This window comes from Vibrio sp. 1557, from assembly GCF_033340175.1.
GTDB classification, from domain to species: Bacteria; Pseudomonadota; Gammaproteobacteria; order Enterobacterales; family Vibrionaceae; genus Vibrio; species Vibrio alginolyticus.
Genome location: NZ_JAWOVZ010000007.1, coordinates 96,863 through 113,923, shown reverse-complemented (window position 1 = coordinate 113,923; position 17,061 = coordinate 96,863). Strand labels below are relative to the sequence as shown.

Below are 17,061 nucleotides of genomic sequence, written 5' to 3'. Positions count from 1 at the left end.
AGAGCGACCGATATGGTCGCTCTTTTCTAAATCTAAGTGGGTACCAAGCTAACTAAGCCGATAATGATGCTATCACTTGGTTGACTTCTTTAAAGATGGTGAGCCTTTTATGATCGTTGACGTCAGGTAGTAACACTTTGCCATTGTCGAACTGAAAACAGCCAACCCCAACAATAAAAAACTGACCTTTGAACAACGTTTTAACAAAACGGGCCACTTGTAATGGTCGATATACAGCAAACTCACGTAGCATAACTCACCTCAATTCCTTTGAGAAAACACGGATTGCTTATTTTTCCTCTGCAATCTTAATGCGCAATTTGCGACGGAACTCATTTTAGCAAATTCTAAATATAACGCAAGATTACACCACTCCATACGTTAAATAAATGTTACCAACGGTCCTACAAATTTCTAGGTTCTGGATATATACTGGAAGCTTCCAAACCTCGTACGGAATATAACAATATGAAAACTAAGACTCTCCTACCTCTATTACTGGCCTTAACGCCAAGCTTGACCTTTGCACACAACTTGTCAGTGGGAAAAAGCGTTCCTCCTGTCAATGTTGCCGCTTACGGCGAGATTGTTTTACAAGGCGAAGGCGTTGCATACCAACCCTGGGCAACTCAACATATGCAAGGCAAAGTTCGTGTCATTCAAGCCATTGCAGGCCGTAGCAGTTCAAAAGAAATGAATGCCCCTTTAATGTCGGCAATAACAGCGGCAAATTTTCCACAAGAAAGCTACCAGACCACAACTATCATCAACCAAGATGATGCAATTTGGGGGACAGGCTCTTTCGTGAAGTCTTCAGCTCAAGACAGCAAAAAAGAGTTCCCATGGTCATCCATGGTTCTTGATGAAAATGGCGTAGTTGCTAATACTTGGGACCTGAAAGAAGAAAGTTCGGCCATTATTGTTCAAGACAAAACGGGCAAAGTTCTGTTTGTCAAAGAGGGCGCACTTGAGCAAGATGAGATAACAAAAGTCATTGAGCTTATTAGACAGAACATCTAGCTTCATTGAATGGCTCCTTGTTCTTGTTGTAAGGAGCTATATGAATTTGATTAGAAGCATGGGCAGTGACAACTCTGCTCTTTATAAGTGCGACACTTCCACAGAGAGTATTACCAATATTTTTCGGCACGTATGTGTGGAGTTAAATTTTTCTGCTAGCCAACAAAAGAGTGAACTTTTATTCATTATGGGTGTTATATTATAACAGTCGGTAAGAGGAGCTCAGATGTACCACCACCAGCAAAAAACACTAAGATATTGGTATCGCACTGCTTTATTTTTCAGTGTTGCGTTGCTGATCGCTTGGAACTTTGCGGTTGTACTCCATCAAGTCGATCTGACGCCCGACCATCATACCCATCATCATTGCCAATTATTTTCTGGTGTTCAGCACGGTATAGCAAAGGTACAACCTACCCTCTCTACACCGACTTTTACGCGCGCCCAGCATCATCATGTTTTTTTGCATCTCGTGTACGGCGAAGAAGTTCTTGGCGCTGCTCGTGCCCCTCCTTATTTTGCTTAATTTCCAAACTATTCCACACTCAAAATTATTGAGTTCATTTCCGCACCTAGTGTGTCAGGAACAATAACTTAGTGAAACTCGAATCTGAGCAATACCGCCTTTGGTTAATGCCAGTAAAATTAGGAAAAATACAATGTCATCAAAACACGTTTTAGCCCTTGCTATTGGCCTCACTTTATCGACAGCAGCGAATGCAAACGAATACCGCCAGCATGGTGCTCATGTGCATGGTCACGTCGAGTTTAATATCGCCCAAGATGGCAAAGATCTGTTAGTAGAGATCACAGCTCCTGGAGCTGATGTTGTGGGTTTCGAACATGCTCCAGAAAACGCACAACAAGAGCAAGCGCTTAAACAAGCCGTCGCTACACTCGAAGACAGCAACGCATTGTTCGCTATTAACTCACAAGCTGATTGTAATGTTGAAGAAGCTTACGTGAGCCACAACCTAAGCGAAACTCATGAGGAACATGATCATAGTGAGCACGACCATGATGACCATGCACATCACGATCATGAAGGACACGAACACCATGATCATAATGAACATCATGATAAACATGACCACCATGACGATCATGATGAGGCGCACGATCATGGCGGTCACGGTGAATTTTCGGTGCAATATCGCTTCAATTGCGAACAAGTTAATCAGCTTAGCCAAATCCAAACCGATTGGTTTAACCAATTCCCAACTACAGAGTCCATCAGCGTCAATATATTCACTGATACCATGCAATCAGCAATTAAATTAAGCAAAGATAACACCCAAATCGTAATCAAATAACACGAGTGGCGTGTGAGTACCCACTTACACGCCACAGCTTTGGTGATTTAATATGACTGAAACCACACCAAATGTTGTCGAGCTAGAGGATGCCCAATTTTTCTGGCCCGGTTCAACCAACCCAACCATCCACATCCCCAAATTACACATTACACAAGGCGAGCATGTGTTTATCAAAGGTCCAAGTGGCTGCGGTAAATCGACCTTGCTCGCTTTGTTGACGGGGATTAACACATTAACTTCAGGCTCTCTATCTGTACTCGATACTGACCTTGCTAGTTTAAGTGCCAGTCAGAGAGACCGCTTTCGCGCCAATCATATTGGCTACATCTTTCAACAGTTCAATTTATTGCCGTACCTTAACGTACTTGAAAACGTATTATTGCCATGTCAGTTCAGTAAAATACGACGTGACCGTGCCCATTTAGGTGCCTCATCTCAAACATTAAATGAACAGGCTCAGGCCCTACTAGAACGACTGCACTTGCCAAACGAGCTTCATACACGCCCTGTCTCTGAATTGAGTATTGGTCAACAACAACGTGTGGCTGCGGCTCGAGCTCTGATAGGACATCCAGAGTTAGTGATCGCTGACGAACCAACCTCAGCTTTAGACTATGACAATCGTAAAGCATTTATTGAGCTCCTTATGGAGCAAGCGAATCAAGCCAATGCCACACTGGTATTCGTTAGCCACGACCCAACACTCGAACCCTTATTCGATCGCACGCTCAATCTACCCGACATTAATCAAGTATCTAGCCTAGGAGCCATATCATGAGTGCTGTTGTAAAGCTCGCCTGGAAAAGCTTGATGAACCGCAAAGCGACGGCAATTCTAACCATCATGACCGTTGCGATTTCAGTGGTACTCCTCTTGGGCGTCGAGCGTATCCGAACTCAAGCCAAGGATAGCTTCTCCAATACAATTTCAGGCACTGACCTCATTATTGGTGGACGCTCTGGGCAAGTGAACCTATTGCTCTATTCTGTGTTTCGTATTGGTAATGCGACCAACAACATCGATTGGAAAAGCTACCAAGAGTTTGTCAATCATCGTTCAGTCGATTGGGCTATTCCAATCTCGCTTGGCGACTCGCATAAAGGCTTCCGAGTTATGGGAACCAATCACAGTTACTTTGAGCATTACAAGTTTGGAAGTAAGCAACCACTAACATTTAGCAAGGGCAGAGAATTCAATGGTTTATTTGAAACCGTGCTAGGTTCTGATGTCGCTAAACAACTTGGTTATGATATCGGTAGCGAAATCATCATTGCCCACGGCATTAGCGACGTTGGCTTTAGCCGTCATGACAATCTGCCATTTAAAGTTGTCGGTATCCTTGCACCTACAGGAACACCAGTCGACAAAACTGTCCATGTATCATTGGAAGCCATCGAAGCCATTCACGTCGGATGGGAAAGTGGTGCGCGTTTGGGCCCGACACCCAAGGCACAAGATCTCAAAAACAGAGACTTTCAGCCCAAACAAATTACCGCTATGCTCGTTGGTTTGAAATCTCGTATTCAAACTTTCGCCCTGCAAAGACAAATTAACACCTACCCCAAAGAGCCGCTCAGCGCCATTATGCCCGGCGTTGCGTTGCATGAGTTATGGGGAATGATGTCGGTTGCAGAGCAAGCCCTAATGGCAGTATCTGGTTTTGTCGTGATCGCAGGGTTGTTAGGTATGTTAAGCAGTCTATTAACTAGCCTACAGGAACGCCGCCGTGAAATGGCGATTTTGCGAGCCATGGGAGCAAGGCCTCGTCATGTTTTCTCACTATTAATTAGTGAAGCCAGCTTGCTCACTGCTGCTGGTATTATTACTGGCGTTACTGGGCTGTATGCCATTCTGGCTATCGCGCAGCCGATCATCCAACAGCACTATGGAATACATCTCACCTTAAGCATCTTATCTACTTATGAGTGGATGCTATTAGGTTTCGTACAATGCGCTGGTATTGTGATTGGTTTCATTCCCGCACTCCGCGCCTACCGACAGTCACTGAGTGACGGAATGACAATAAGGATTTAATAAAATGTGGAAAAAAATACTCGCAAGTTGCTTGCTGGTCGTCGCATTCACAGCGCCTGTTATGGCCAGCGAAGAACCATTAAAGCTTGACTGGATTGACCTTGTTCCAGAAAAAGAGCGTAAATTGTTCGACAGTATAGGCATGCCCGCATCTGATCACAGTGGTGGCGCAGCCCAGCAGTCCAAGATTGGTAACGTTCGACCAGAACTGAACGGAAGCCAAGTTAAAATTCCGGGGTTTGTTATCCCACTTGAAGGTGATGCCGATACCGTCACCGAATTTTTATTGGTGCCATATTTTGGAGCTTGTATTCACGTGCCACCACCGCCTCCAAACCAGATCATTTACGTGAAGTTTCCGAAAGGCGCGCCTGTTCAAGAGTTGTGGGATGTTATATATGTGGTTGGAACGTTGAAAACCGAGACGATAAACCACGAACTGGCAGAAACGGCTTACGTTATTGAGGGATCAGAAATAGAAGCCTACGACGATATGTAATTTAAGTCGTCGATAAGCCTCGCTACACCTAAGGCGTCACACTGGCGCCTTTTTTAGCTTTGTGCTACACGATATAACGAGATAAATACGCTAATACGCCCACATAAATAACCAAAAGAAACGCTATCGACAGGTGCTTTTTGAGTTTACCTGCTTCTGAGAACTTCATAGCCCCTCCAAAATAACGATAACAATTTTAACAACTCATTATCATTTTGAATAGCCCTATTCGTTCAAAAACTGAGAACTCCTGTCTGGTCGCTTGGTCAGATAAGGTGTAAATTTAAACGTGCGAACCGCGCAGTTCTTGGTAGGAAAACGAATGGCAGACCCGACAAAGCAACCTGTTGTCATCGAACATCAGTCAGACACAAAAAAAAATACGCAACAAGAAAAGAAACAAGGCTACATAAAAGACAGTGCTAGTAAGGTAAAAACCATTGCCCAAATACACGGTCTTGACGCCTTACTGCAAACCGAACCGCCAGCCAAATCTGCGTTTGAAAGAGCCCAATTGCGAGAGCAAAGACGCCAAGAACAGCGACAAAAAAACTTAGAACAGATTTTAAAATTAGCGCACAGTTCATGCCGAGATGAGACAGCGGGAGAGCCAGACCAAGATTGGTTGCATCGATTTTTTGAGATGGCTCAAGACATCCATAACAGCGCGATGCAAAAGCTATGGGCTCAAGTGATGAAGCGTGAAGTGACCAATCCGGGTTCAACATCCATGAAAGCGTTGAAAACCCTCAAAGATATGTCACCAAAGGAAGCACAAACTCTGCAAAGAGCCGCCTCTTTAGCGTGCAGTTTTGGAGGGGATCACAGCAGAAAACTGCTGATTGGTTACAAAGCGCAAGGAGGCATATTTAGCTTCGGCAAGCGAGACGTCGCTAACAGCCTAAATATGGGAAGTTTTCAACTGCCGTATTCAAGCTTGTTGCTCTTAATTGAATTAGGGCTGCTGCACAGTGCCGAACTTGAATCTGGCGAAATTAGTATCGAGACACCGTTGGTCCTCACCTACCAAGGTAAAAACTTGTCGCTGAACGTAAACAGTAAAGGTGTCCGCCTTTTATATTACCGCTTCACACCCACAGGCAATGAGCTCTGTACCTTGCTCGGAAACAAACCACATGCCGAATACTACGATCAAATGCTTGCACTGTTAAATCATAGATTTAGTGTCCATAGTGAAGCTAAAAGTACGGTTCATCATACTGTCTAGCCAGTTGGAGAAGCATTTGACCACCTATGATCCAAATACTTCTCCAGCCGCTCAAAGAGCTTTAGGTCACCTATGATCTAAATGCTTTTTTATCGGATCACACCGCGTTGTTTAAGATCGATTAAGCACAAATCCACCAACTCCTCGACACTCTTTTCTCCTGCGGGCAAATCGATTTCAGGGTTCTCTGGCGCTTGATATTCCGAATCAATACCAGTGAAATTAGGAATCTCTCCCGCACGGGCTTTACGGTATAAACCCTTAGGATCTCGACCTTCGCAAACCTCTAGAGATGCATTGACATACACTTCAATAAACTCGCCTTCTGGCAATAAATCGCGCACTAACTTCCGCTCTGCACGATGCGGTGAAATAAACGCCGACAGAACAATTAAACCCGCATCTGCCATCAACTTCGCCAGTTCACCAATGCGACGAATGTTCTCGCGACGGTCCTGTTCAGAAAAACCTAAATCGCTACACAAACCATGCCGTACATTGTCACCATCCAATAAATAGGTGTGGTAACCCAATGCTGCAAGGCGATTTTCCAACGCCCCTGCTACGGTTGATTTACCCGCTCCAGATAAACCAGTGAACCACAATACGGCAGGTTTTTGCTTCTTTAATTCAGCACGAAACTGTTTATCAACCGAATGCTGGTGCCAAACAATGTTTTCATCTTTTACCGTAGTTTCGGCAGTCATAACGTATCCTTGTAAATATCGGAATTAAAACGGGAAAAAGACCGGGATCAAAGTAAGTACTAATACAGAGTACACAATCGAAATTGGCACTCCAATTCTCACGTAGTCGGTCAATTTGTAATTTCCTACGCTGTACACCAGCAGGTTAGTTTGGTAACCGTAGGGAGAGATAAAGCTCGCACTCGCGCCGAACAAAACCGCCATGATGAATGGCATCGGATCCACGCCATAACCCACCGCCATGCTATAGCCGATAGGAAAAGAAAGCGCAGCCGCGGCATTGTTTGTCACCAATTCAGTGAGTACCAATGTCATGATATAAGTCGCCACCAAGGCACCAAATACTCCCCAGCCATTAAACGCTTCAATAAACATCACTCCCATTCTTTCTGACAATCCAGAAGAGATCATCAGTTGAGCAATAGACAAAGCGGAACCGACAATCACGACGATATCGATCGGAAAACGGCGGCGCAGTTCTGAAATCTGCACAATACCAAACGCAATAAGCGCGATAAGGTACGCAGCTAGACCTTTAATAATCGGTACTAACTCTAATAGAGCGCATCCAATTACGGCTGCAAAGCCCAGTAATACAATAGAAGACTTATTCGTATCAAGCCGAGCGCTAGAGTCCAAGTCATGCACTAAAACAAACTCTTTACGATGAGCTCGGCGTTCAGACTCAAAACGCTTTCCTGGAACCAGAACTAACGTGTCTCCTGGCGCTAAGGCAATACTACCCAAGCCACCTTCTAGGCGTTCGTGGCCTCGGCGAATCGCCACAACAACGGCATCGAATCGATCGCGGAATCGGCTCTCTTTGAGGGTTTTGTAGCAAAATGTCGCCGACGAGCTCACCACAACTTCGATAAAGTTTTGCCCATTTAAGTGCTGCTGACCAAACAACTTGAGGCCCGGAATTTCTTGCAGGGTCGCGACGCTCTCAACATCGCCACAAAATAACAGACGGTCTTTTGCATTGAGCACAAAATCCGGTCCCACAGAAGAAACAGTAACACCATCGCGCACCACTTCTGCAAGAAACAGTTTGCGCAGCGCACGTAAATTATTCTCGCTGATCGTACGCCCAACTAGCGGTGAGCCTGGCTCAACGCGAGACTCAAGAAAGTAAGGTAAATCTTCTTGACTTTGATCATCATAATTCGGTAGCAAGTAGCTCAGTGGGATAAGAATCAGCATCCCTCCCACCAGCACAGCCAAACCTATCATCGTAGGTGTAAAAAAGCTCAGGCTCGGTAAGCCTGCGTCTTCGACAAAGCTGTTGATGATTAAGTTAGTCGACGTACCAATCAAAGTTAACGTGCCACCAAAAATGGCGGCATAAGACAAGGGAATAAGTAATTTCGAAGGTGCATGCTGCTGATTACGCTTAATCGCCCCAATCAATGAGACAACCACAGCGGTATTATTCGTAAATGAAGAAAGCAAGGCGGTCGACACACCGAGCTTAGCAATCACGCTGCCTAACTGACCCTCAGAGATACTTCGGCTCACCCAACTGATCAGCAGTGTTTTTTCTAGAGCACAGGATGCAAGAATCAATAGAACCAGGGTTAACAATGAAGAGTTGGTAAAATTGGATGCGATAGTGGCTGAATCCATCATCCCAGCCATGAATGCAATAAAAGCGGCACCCGCAAAGACGTAACTAGGCTTAATTTTCGTGACAAGCAAGCAAGTGATAATGCCAAGCAAAATCGCTAACACAAACCCTTGTTCCCACATAGCCTTTCCTTACCAAATAGCCCCAAAGGGCACAACAACGACTCATTTATCCATGAAACACCGACAAACGAGTAAACAGACAAAAATCAGCGCAAGCGAAAAGAACATCAGAATGCTCGGTTTTCTTGGGCTCCACCGAAGCATTCTGGTATTAGGAGAATACCTAACGACATCTCGCAATTCAGTTAGGTAGCGACGCCCCAAGTACAACAGCAGACAGAGCCTGAAATTATCGTACTTGGGTAAGCCAGTTACTTTTTCAGAAACTGGCTGACGTCTTTTGCTTCCCAGTGTGGGAAGTGTTTACGGACAAGCGCATTAAGCTCAACTTCAAACGCAGAGATGCCCGTCAAATCGCGCTCAACCACGGCGAGGCTCTCTTTAACCATGCCAGCACCAACCGTCACGTTTGTCAGACGATCGATAATGATAAAGCCACCGGTATCTGCACAGTCTTGATAATTGTCCAGCGCGACTGACTCATTAAGAGACCATTCACACAAACCAATACCATTCAATGGCAGCTCTGCCGAGCTATGAGTCGAGAGATTATTAATGTCATATTGATGACGAATCGCTTCAACATGACCTACGGTTTTCTTACCTGCGATTTTGATGTCATAGTCACGACCCGGTTGCAGGGGGTGCTCTGTCATCCATACCACATCGGCAAGCAAATGGTTTGTGGTTTCCACTTGAGCATTATCTAGAACAATCAAATCGCCACGGCTAATATCGATCTCATCGCTTAGCGTCAGAGTGACAGCTAATCCGGCACGAGCTTCTTCGATATCACCATCAAAGGTCACAATACGAGCCACAGTTGACGTTTTACCCGATGGCAATGCTTTAATGGCATCACCGACTTTGATCGAACCAGAAGAAATGGTCCCCGCAAAACCACGGAAATCGAGGTTAGGACGATTAACGTATTGCACAGGGAAGCGGAATTCACCCGCGCCTTTTTCTTGATCCACATCGACCGTTTCAAGAAGCTCAAGCAATGATGGGCCTTTAAACCAAGTCAGGTTTTGGCCTTTATCCACCACATTGTCCCCTTCAAGCGCTGAGATCGGGATGATTTGAATATCAATATCCCCTGTCAGATTCTCAGAGAACTTCAGATACTCATCGCGGATCTCTTCAAAGCGCTCTTGGGAGTAATCCACTAAGTCCATCTTGTTGATCGCGACAACAAAGTGCTTCAAGCCCAACAGGTTGGAAATGAAAGAGTGACGACGAGTTTGATCGAGAATGCCCTTACGTGCATCAACCAGAATCACAGCTAAGTCACATGTCGATGCACCTGTAGCCATGTTACGTGTGTACTGCTCGTGTCCAGGAGTATCTGCAATGATGAATTTACGTTTCTGCGTCGAGAAATAGCGGTAAGCTACATCAATCGTGATCCCCTGCTCGCGCTCAGCTTGTAAGCCATCGACCAACAACGCAAGGTCAGGTTTTTCACCCGTGGTGCCCACACGTTGGCTGTCTGAATGCACTGCCGCTAGCTGATCTTCATAAATTTGTTTTGAGTCATGGAGTAAGCGACCGATTAATGTACTTTTACCGTCATCCACCGAGCCACAAGTCAAGAATCTAAGTAACGACTTGTACTGGTGTTGTGTTAAATAGCCTTCGATACCAAGCTCGGCTAATTGAGCTTCAACTGCACTGTTCATTATCTTTCCTTAGATCCTTTAGAAGTAACCTTGACGTTTCTTAAGCTCCATCGATCCTGACTGATCGTGGTCGATCGCTCGGCCTTGGCGCTCACTCGACGTTGCCACTAGCATCTCTTCAATAATGCCAGTTAAAGTGTTTGCTTCAGACTCGATGGCCCCGGTCAATGGATAACAACCAAGGGTACGGAAGCGCACACTCTTCTCTTCAATCACTTCACCCGGTTGAAGCTCCATACGATCATCATCAACCATGATCAGCATGCCATCGCGTTCAACAACTGGGCGTTTGTCCGCGAGGTAAAGCGGCACGATCTCGATGTTTTCTAAATAGATGTATTGCCAGATATCAAGCTCAGTCCAGTTAGACAGCGGGAATACACGAATGCTCTCACCCTTATTGACCTGGCCGTTGTACGTCTTCCATAGCTCAGGACGTTGGTTTTTAGGATCCCATGTATGGTTCTTATCGCGGAATGAATACACGCGCTCTTTCGCCCGTGATTTCTCTTCGTCGCGGCGCGCACCACCAAAGGCCGCATCAAAACCGTACTTGTTCAGCGCTTGTTTTAAGCCTTGAGTCTTCATGATGTCAGTGTGCTTAGAAGAACCATGAACAAACGGACTACAGCCCATGGCTAGACCTTCTGGATTCTTATGTACCAAAAGCTCAAAACCGTATTTGGCCGCGGTGCGATCACGAAATTCAATCATCTCGCGGAACTTCCAATCGGTGTCGACATGCAGCAATGGAAATGGAATCTTACCTGGGTAAAAAGCTTTACGCGCTAGGTGCAGCATCACTGATGAGTCTTTACCAATCGAATACATCATGACTGGGTTATCAAACTCAGCCGCAACTTCGCGGATAATATGGATACTCTCCGCTTCGAGTTGTTTAAGGTGAGTTAAACGTTGTTGGTCCATGTTTTGTATTTCCTTTTTAAGCTTGAAGGCGCATTACGTCTCTAATCTTTGGTCTGAAATTATATGGAGTTGGCAATAGCACTTTTGTTGAATTCAGTACTAGACAAAAACCAGTCTAACTTTTGAGACAGTCGCACTACCTCTCCGACAACAATCAAAGATGGCGATTGTGCTTCCTTCGATAAATCAGAGAGTTGGGAGAGTTCTCCCGTAAATACTTTTTGTTGAATCTGCGTGCCACGCTCAATAATGGCAATCGGAGTCGACGCTGAACGGCCATGCTTAATGAGTTGATTCTGAATATAGTGTGATTTCATCAGCCCCATGTAGATCACTAAAGTCTGATTCCCACGCGCCAACGTGGACCAATCCATCTCATCACTTTCTTCTTTCAAGTGGCCAGTCACAAAGATGGCCGATTGCGCATAATCACGATGAGTCAGTGGAATACCAGCATAAGCGGTTGCGCCAGCTGCTGCGGTAATGCCAGGGACAACTTGAAAACGAACGCCGGCATCAGCAAGCACTTCTAACTCTTCACCACCACGACCAAATACAAACGGATCCCCACCTTTAATGCGCACTACTTTGTAGCCCTGCTTGGCAAAATCCACCAAAAGCTGATTCGTCTTCTCCTGCGGCACACTGTGATGCCCAGCTCGCTTCCCAACGCACACCAAAATCGTATCGCTTGGAATCAATGCCATGATTTCTTCAGACACCAAGTAGTCGTACAAAACCACGTCAGCTTGCTGCAAGCAGTTCAGTGCTTTCACCGTCAGAAGTTCAGGATCGCCTGGTCCTGCACCTACTAAGGCGACTTCACCAGGCTGTAGCGATTGCTTTGCAAAACGAGTAACACCAGCGACTGGGTTGTCAGAAACTAACCGGGGCTTTGGTTTAGGAAAAGAAGTGACTGAATCGTTCGTTGCCATGTGCTTGCTCATCGTCCATTGATATCGTCATGCAAGCATTATGGCGGGGCGTTTATATTACCTGAAATTCTAAAATTTCATTTTTTATTCAAAAATCTGCTAAGAAGTTTTTGTTTGGTCTCATTCAAAAGCGTGAAAAAGTCGGCGGTTAATATGAATAAGGTTCAGTAAACTGATTAATGTTCACAGTTTTCTGTATCTTTATCATCGAGTTGCATCTGTGTTTGATACATTACGCAGTGCGATTTCCCCTTATCATTGAATTGGAGCACCAAATGAAAGTGGCAGTTCATCCTATTTCCCTCGCAGTATTAAGTGGCATGCTAACGCTTGCTGGCCCAACAATGGCCGATACCATCAAGCTTCGTATTATCGAAACCACCGACATTCACACCAACGTGATGGATTACGATTACTACAAAGACCAACCATCACAGCAAATCGGTTTAAGTCGCGCAGCGACAATAGTGAAACAAGCTAAGTCCGAGACAGAAAACACGGTACTAGTAGATAACGGTGATTTAATTCAGGGCAGCCCAATGGGCGATTACATGGCGGCGAAAGGGATTAACGCTGGCGAAATCCACCCGGTATACAAAGCGATGAACCAGTTGGATTACGATGTGGGTAACATTGGTAACCACGAATTCAACTACGGCCTTGAGTTCCTGAAAAACTCTATCGACGGTGCGAACTTCCCTTATGTTAGTGCTAACGTTTTCGACAAGAAGACAGGCGAGCACTACTTCAAACCTTATCTAATTAAAACGCACACGTTCAAAGACACTGATGGTCAAAGCCACGAAATCAAAGTGGGTTACATCGGCTTCGTCCCGCCACAAATCATGGTATGGGATAAGAAGAATCTAGAAGGAAAAGTCTTCGCTGAAGACATCACTGAGACAGCGAAAAAGCTGGTTCCTCAGATGAAGAAAGAAGGCGCAGACGTTATTGTGGCGATTCCACACTCAGGCATTTCTACTGATCCATACAAACTAGGCGCTGAAAACTCTGTTTACTACCTCACAGAAGTTGAAGGTATTGATGCGATTGCTTTTGGCCACTCTCACGCCGTCTTCCCAGGGAAAGACTTCGCAAACCTACCTGGTGTTGATATAGATAAAGGGACCATCAATGGTGTAACGTCCGTGATGCCGGGCCGCTGGGGAAGTCACGTAGGTGTGATGGATTTGATGCTGAAAGAGAAAGACGGCAGATGGCAAGTCGTCGAAGGCCAAGCAGAAGCACGCCCTATCTTCGATAAAGTAAATAAGAAGTCATTAGCTAAAGCCGATGCAGATATTGTGAAAGCGTTAGAAGAAGATCACAAAGGCACTCGTGAATTTGTAAACCAACCAATCGGCAAAGCAAATGATGTCATGTACAGCTTCTTGGCATTAGTGCAGGACGACCCCACCATTCAAATCGTTAACCTTGCTCAGAAAGACTACGTAGAACGCTTTATTCAAGGCGACCCAGACCTTTCTGACATTCCAGTACTGAGTGCGGCAGCACCATTTAAAGTCGGCGGTCGTAAGAACGATCCGAATAACTTTACAGAAGTAGAATCCGGTCAGCTCACCTTCCGTAATGCGGCCGATCTTTACTTATATCCAAACACCTTGGTTGCGATGAAAGTGAAAGGTAAAGAAGTTCGCGAATGGCTAGAGTGCAGTGCGGGTCAATTCAACCACATCGACATCAACAATCCTAAACCGCAATCTTTGATTGATTGGGATAATTTCCGTACGTACAACTTCGATGTTATTGATGGGGTTAACTACCAAATCGACGTTACCCAACCGCCGAAGTACGATGCGGATTGTAAAGTGATTAATCCAGATTCTCAGCGCATTGTGAATCTGACGTTCAATGGTAAGCCTGTCAATCCGAAGCAAGATTTCATCATCGCAACCAATAACTACCGTGCTTATAGCAATACTTTCCCTGGTACAGGCCCAGATTTCATTGCATTTGACGCACCAGATGAAAACCGCTCTGTCGTCGCCACTTATATTTCTCGCGTGAGTGAAGAAAAAGGAGAAGTGACACCAAGCGCTGACAACAACTGGTCTTTCGCACCGATTAAGTCCGATAACAAGCTAGATATTCGTTTCGAAACCTCCCCTAGCGATAAAGCGGCGCAGTTCATCAAAGAGAAAGGACAATACCCAATGAAACGCGTGTCAACAGACGACATTGGTTTCGCAATTTATCAAATCGATCTGAATAAATAAGGTTGATTTGACAGCAACACTAAGCGGCTCTCATGAGCCGCTTTTTTGTTATCAATAAAACCCGTTAAAATAAAGAAAACCGTTTCCGAGTTATCACATGCACATCGATCTTTTTTCAGACTTAGTCAATCATGGCTTTTTAGAGACAGAAGCAAACCAACTTATTGAAAATGGTGAGTTGCTCGAACTGCCTACACGCCACATTCTTAATCACCAAGGGGAGTTGAGCTCACACCTTTACTTCATCATTGAGGGGTTATGCCACGCAAGCTATCTCACGGAGCACGGCAAAGAATTCAGTAAAGAATTTTATTGGGAGAAGGACTGGGTTATCGGGTTTGAGAGCATAATAAAGGACCAACCTTCGCCTTACTTATTGGAAACGCTGAGCGCTTGTCAGCTATTTTGCTTGCCAATTGAAACGTTGCATCACTGGCGAGCAGAAAAGCACGCCATTTACTTAAAGCTACTCGAAAACCAACTGGTTAATAAAGAGAATAAAGAACGCTTTATGTTGCTCTACTCTCCAGAGGAACGATATCAATTATTTTGCGCTCATTACCCAGATTTAAAGCAACGTATTACCGATAGTCAAATTGCGGCCTACCTGGGCATTACGCCAATCAGTTTGAGTCGAATCAAAGCACGCTTAACCAAAGATCACACTCTCAAATAAACTCAAAAAAGAAAAAAGCTCTTCAAACGAAGAGCTTTTTCTCTGCTATTTGAGCTATTTAAGAATTCGCGCCCGGAACTGGCGCCCTTTCATCTTGCCGTTACTAATGGTTTGTAGAGCCTTTTTAGCCACAGACTTTTCGACGGCAACATAAGCGCGCACAGGGAATAGGTGAATCTTTCCGACTTGAGAGCCTAGAATACCATTTTTTCCTGTCAAACAACCTAAAATATCACCCGGTCGTACTTTCTGTTTCTTACCGCCATCAATGTTAATCGTCACCATTTTCGCTTGGTATGGCTGCTGATTTGATTTGGCAGGCAATGTTGCTGGTACCACGTCCATCTCTAGGTATTCTTCAATACGAGCTACACGTAAACCGTCTTTCTCACCAAAAAAGCTAAACGCTAAACCTTTACTACCCGCACGACCTGTACGACCAATACGGTGCACATGAACCTCAGGATCGCGTGATAGCTCAAAGTTAAAGACAGCATCAAGATTATCAACGTCTAAGCCACGCGCCGCAACGTCTGTTGCAACAAGGATAGACACACTCTTGTTAGCAAACTGCACCAATGCTTGGTCGCGTTCACGCTGCTCTAAGTCCCCATGGATATCGATAACGCTGAATCCTTTGTGATGCAACTCATCTGCGACACTTTGCACTTCTTTTTTGGTATTACAAAAAACCACCGCGGACTCTGGCTGGTGAGTCAGCAGCAAATTCGCCAACGCTTCATCACGTGCTTCCGAGCCTTCAACTTTATAGAAGTACTGCGCAATGCTTGAGGTATCATGCGTCGATTCCACCTTAATCACTTCCGGTGTCTGCATTATACGCTGCGCAATTTGCTCAATTTTCTCTGGAAAAGTAGCACTGAAAAGTAGAGTTTGGCGCTGCTTTGGCGCTGCATCGATGATTGCATCTAATGCGTCTTGGAAACCCATGTCCAACATGCGATCAGCTTCATCTAGCACCAAGGTATTCAGTTCGCTAAGATCAATTCGGCCTTTCTCAAGGTGATCCAAAATACGACCAGGAGTACCAACTAGGATATGCGCACCATGCTCTAACGAACCAATTTGTGGCCCCATTGGCATCCCACCGCAGAGAGTAAGCACTTTAATATTATGAATGCCGCGACCTAAAGTACGAATTTCCTTCGCTACTTGATCTGCAAGCTCACGTGTTGGACACAATACTAATGACTGGACACGAAAGCGTTTGACGTTGAGGTTCGATAAAACCCCTAAACCAAATGCAGCGGTTTTACCTGAGCCCGTTTTACCCTGCCCGATGACATCACGATGTTTTAGGATTGCAGGCAAGCTCAAAGCTTGAATTGGCGTCATGTGGGTATAGTTCAGGGAATCAAGTGTGGCGAGTAACGCTGGGTTCAGCCCAACTTGATCGAATGTTTGTTTGCTCACGGGGATATCCTCAGGTGAGATGGAAAGAGGGCACATTATCACCAGATTTGGTGGGAAAACCAGTGCTAATTAACCTTTGTTAATGAGTATGAGCTCAAAACAAAGTAAAGTCAGTCACTCTATTCTCATTACGGATAACAACATGCTCACTTGGATTACTTTGCCCTTTGCTCAGCTAACAACCACACAGCTGTATGAAATGATGAAATTGCGTGTGGATGTATTCGTTGTTGAACAAACCTGCCCTTACCCTGAACTTGATGGTAAGGACACACTGGAAGGCGTTTATCATCTAATAGGCTATCACGGTGATGAACTGGTTGCTTGCGCAAGATTACTGCCCGCAGGCACTACGTATGACAATGTGAGTATTGGTCGAGTGGTGACAAAGCAGACCGCGCGAGGCGGTGGCTTAGGTCATAAGTTATTGGACAAGGCCTTGGCACAATGCGAAACATTATGGCCAGGACAGACAATAGATATAGGTGCTCAAGAACACCTCATCCAGTTTTATGCTAGTCATGGATTCAAGGTTATCTCAGAGTGCTATCTTGAAGATGGTATCCCTCATGTGGATATGCGGAAAGAATCCGTAGCGCTATAAGTTTCAATTCGAT

At 45.1% G+C, this 17,061-nt stretch carries 17 protein-coding genes; 10 read left to right on the top strand and 7 right to left on the bottom strand.

The genetic code is table 11. The features are described from left to right. Positions 1-52 precede the first annotated feature (52 nt). Positions 53-253, bottom strand: a complete 201-nt coding sequence (locus tag R7070_RS11415) for a DUF1107 domain-containing protein (protein WP_005379612.1) — start codon at positions 251-253, stop codon at positions 53-55. A gap of 215 nt (positions 254-468) precedes the next feature. On the opposite strand from R7070_RS11415, the gene R7070_RS11410 reads away from it, so the two are divergent. The 7 genes from R7070_RS11410 to R7070_RS11380 all read left to right on the top strand — a co-directional run bounded on the left by R7070_RS11410 (position 469) and on the right by R7070_RS11380 (position 6,097). Continuing rightward, a complete protein-coding gene (locus R7070_RS11410) occupies positions 469-1,020 on the top strand; it encodes a YtfJ family protein (protein WP_213869768.1) in 552 nt (183 codons plus the stop codon). A 226-nt stretch (positions 1,021-1,246) separates the two neighbouring features. Beyond that, positions 1,247-1,546 carry a DUF2607 family protein gene (locus tag R7070_RS11405; protein ID WP_005379608.1) on the top strand — a complete coding sequence of 100 codons (300 nt, stop codon included), beginning with the start codon at positions 1,247-1,249 and terminating at the stop codon, positions 1,544-1,546. Between the two features lie 133 nt (positions 1,547-1,679). After that, positions 1,680-2,333 carry a zinc uptake protein ZrgA gene (gene zrgA, locus R7070_RS11400; RefSeq protein WP_025768357.1) on the top strand — a complete coding sequence of 218 codons (654 nt, stop codon included), beginning with the start codon at positions 1,680-1,682 and terminating at the stop codon, positions 2,331-2,333. 52 nt (positions 2,334-2,385) lie between these two features. Further along, the gene (locus R7070_RS11395) at positions 2,386-3,114 is read left to right on the top strand and encodes an ABC transporter ATP-binding protein (protein ID WP_005379603.1); all 729 of its coding nucleotides are present in this window, start codon (positions 2,386-2,388) and stop codon (positions 3,112-3,114) included. Next, complete coding sequence (locus tag R7070_RS11390; protein WP_213891728.1) at positions 3,111-4,370, top strand: ABC transporter permease; 1,260 nt, start codon at positions 3,111-3,113, stop codon at positions 4,368-4,370. The genes R7070_RS11395 and R7070_RS11390 overlap by 4 nt, the downstream gene beginning before the upstream one ends. Positions 4,371-4,374: 4 nt before the next feature. Further along, on the top strand, positions 4,375-4,869 hold the full coding sequence (locus R7070_RS11385; protein ID WP_005379600.1) for a DUF3299 domain-containing protein: 495 nt from the start codon (positions 4,375-4,377) through the stop codon (positions 4,867-4,869). Positions 4,870-5,191: 322 nt separating this feature from the next. After that, positions 5,192-6,097: a TIGR03899 family protein gene (locus tag R7070_RS11380; protein ID WP_005379599.1), complete on the top strand. Its 906-nt coding sequence runs from the start codon at positions 5,192-5,194 to the stop codon at positions 6,095-6,097. Between the two features lie 89 nt (positions 6,098-6,186). Here R7070_RS11380 and cysC read toward each other — a convergent pair whose 3' ends face one another. From cysC to cobA, 5 genes are all read right to left on the bottom strand, one after another. Then, positions 6,187-6,804 carry an adenylyl-sulfate kinase gene (gene cysC, locus R7070_RS11375; RefSeq protein ID WP_033906013.1) on the bottom strand — a complete coding sequence of 206 codons (618 nt, stop codon included), beginning with the start codon at positions 6,802-6,804 and terminating at the stop codon, positions 6,187-6,189. 24 nt (positions 6,805-6,828) lie between these two features. Further along, a complete protein-coding gene (locus tag R7070_RS11370; RefSeq protein WP_318141222.1) occupies positions 6,829-8,553 on the bottom strand; it encodes an SLC13 family permease in 1,725 nt (574 codons plus the stop codon). A 251-nt stretch (positions 8,554-8,804) separates the two neighbouring features. Next, entirely contained in the window at positions 8,805-10,235 is a 1,431-nt protein-coding gene (gene cysN / locus R7070_RS11365) for a sulfate adenylyltransferase subunit CysN (protein ID WP_047101905.1), read from the bottom strand. An 18-nt stretch (positions 10,236-10,253) separates the two neighbouring features. Beyond that, complete coding sequence (gene cysD / locus R7070_RS11360) at positions 10,254-11,162, bottom strand: sulfate adenylyltransferase subunit CysD (protein WP_005379592.1); 909 nt, start codon at positions 11,160-11,162, stop codon at positions 10,254-10,256. Positions 11,163-11,221: 59 nt separating this feature from the next. Next, on the bottom strand, positions 11,222-12,097 hold the full coding sequence (gene cobA / locus R7070_RS11355) for a uroporphyrinogen-III C-methyltransferase (RefSeq protein WP_031780800.1): 876 nt from the start codon (positions 12,095-12,097) through the stop codon (positions 11,222-11,224). Between the two features lie 275 nt (positions 12,098-12,372). Between cobA and cpdB the strand changes: the two genes are divergently transcribed. Both cpdB and R7070_RS11345 read left to right on the top strand, forming a co-directional pair. Then, positions 12,373-14,334 carry a 2',3'-cyclic-nucleotide 2'-phosphodiesterase gene (gene cpdB, locus R7070_RS11350; RefSeq protein WP_047101902.1) on the top strand — a complete coding sequence of 654 codons (1,962 nt, stop codon included), beginning with the start codon at positions 12,373-12,375 and terminating at the stop codon, positions 14,332-14,334. A gap of 97 nt (positions 14,335-14,431) precedes the next feature. Then, the gene (locus R7070_RS11345) at positions 14,432-15,010 is read left to right on the top strand and encodes a Crp/Fnr family transcriptional regulator (RefSeq protein ID WP_005379584.1); all 579 of its coding nucleotides are present in this window, start codon (positions 14,432-14,434) and stop codon (positions 15,008-15,010) included. A gap of 54 nt (positions 15,011-15,064) precedes the next feature. Here R7070_RS11345 and dbpA read toward each other — a convergent pair whose 3' ends face one another. Further along, entirely contained in the window at positions 15,065-16,444 is a 1,380-nt protein-coding gene (gene dbpA, locus R7070_RS11340) for an ATP-dependent RNA helicase DbpA (RefSeq protein WP_318141221.1), read from the bottom strand. Between the two features lie 142 nt (positions 16,445-16,586). On the opposite strand from dbpA, the gene R7070_RS11335 reads away from it, so the two are divergent. Beyond that, positions 16,587-17,048, top strand: coding sequence for a GNAT family N-acetyltransferase (locus R7070_RS11335; protein WP_017820295.1), 462 nt, complete (start codon positions 16,587-16,589; stop codon positions 17,046-17,048). Positions 17,049-17,061: the final 13 nt, after the last annotated feature.

Excerpts from the sequence above, each read along its gene's own strand:
- R7070_RS11415 (WP_005379612.1), bottom strand. The coding sequence starts at position 253 with ATGCTACGTGAGTTTGCTGTATATCGACCATTACAAGTGGCCCGTTTT.
- R7070_RS11410 (WP_213869768.1), top strand. The coding sequence starts at position 469 with ATGAAAACTAAGACTCTCCTACCTCTATTACTGGCCTTAACGCCAAGC.
- R7070_RS11405 (WP_005379608.1), top strand. The coding sequence starts at position 1,247 with ATGTACCACCACCAGCAAAAAACACTAAGATATTGGTATCGCACTGCT.
- zrgA (WP_025768357.1), top strand. The coding sequence starts at position 1,680 with ATGTCATCAAAACACGTTTTAGCCCTTGCTATTGGCCTCACTTTATCG.
- R7070_RS11395 (WP_005379603.1), top strand. The coding sequence starts at position 2,386 with ATGACTGAAACCACACCAAATGTTGTCGAGCTAGAGGATGCCCAATTT.
- R7070_RS11390 (WP_213891728.1), top strand. The coding sequence starts at position 3,111 with ATGAGTGCTGTTGTAAAGCTCGCCTGGAAAAGCTTGATGAACCGCAAA.
- R7070_RS11385 (WP_005379600.1), top strand. The coding sequence starts at position 4,375 with ATGTGGAAAAAAATACTCGCAAGTTGCTTGCTGGTCGTCGCATTCACA.
- R7070_RS11380 (WP_005379599.1), top strand. The coding sequence starts at position 5,192 with ATGGCAGACCCGACAAAGCAACCTGTTGTCATCGAACATCAGTCAGAC.
- cysC (WP_033906013.1), bottom strand. The coding sequence starts at position 6,804 with ATGACTGCCGAAACTACGGTAAAAGATGAAAACATTGTTTGGCACCAG.
- R7070_RS11370 (WP_318141222.1), bottom strand. The coding sequence starts at position 8,553 with ATGTGGGAACAAGGGTTTGTGTTAGCGATTTTGCTTGGCATTATCACT.
- cysN (WP_047101905.1), bottom strand. The coding sequence starts at position 10,235 with ATGAACAGTGCAGTTGAAGCTCAATTAGCCGAGCTTGGTATCGAAGGC.
- cysD (WP_005379592.1), bottom strand. The coding sequence starts at position 11,162 with ATGGACCAACAACGTTTAACTCACCTTAAACAACTCGAAGCGGAGAGT.
- cobA (WP_031780800.1), bottom strand. The coding sequence starts at position 12,097 with ATGGCAACGAACGATTCAGTCACTTCTTTTCCTAAACCAAAGCCCCGG.
- cpdB (WP_047101902.1), top strand. The coding sequence starts at position 12,373 with ATGAAAGTGGCAGTTCATCCTATTTCCCTCGCAGTATTAAGTGGCATG.
- R7070_RS11345 (WP_005379584.1), top strand. The coding sequence starts at position 14,432 with ATGCACATCGATCTTTTTTCAGACTTAGTCAATCATGGCTTTTTAGAG.
- R7070_RS11335 (WP_017820295.1), top strand. The coding sequence starts at position 16,587 with ATGCTCACTTGGATTACTTTGCCCTTTGCTCAGCTAACAACCACACAG.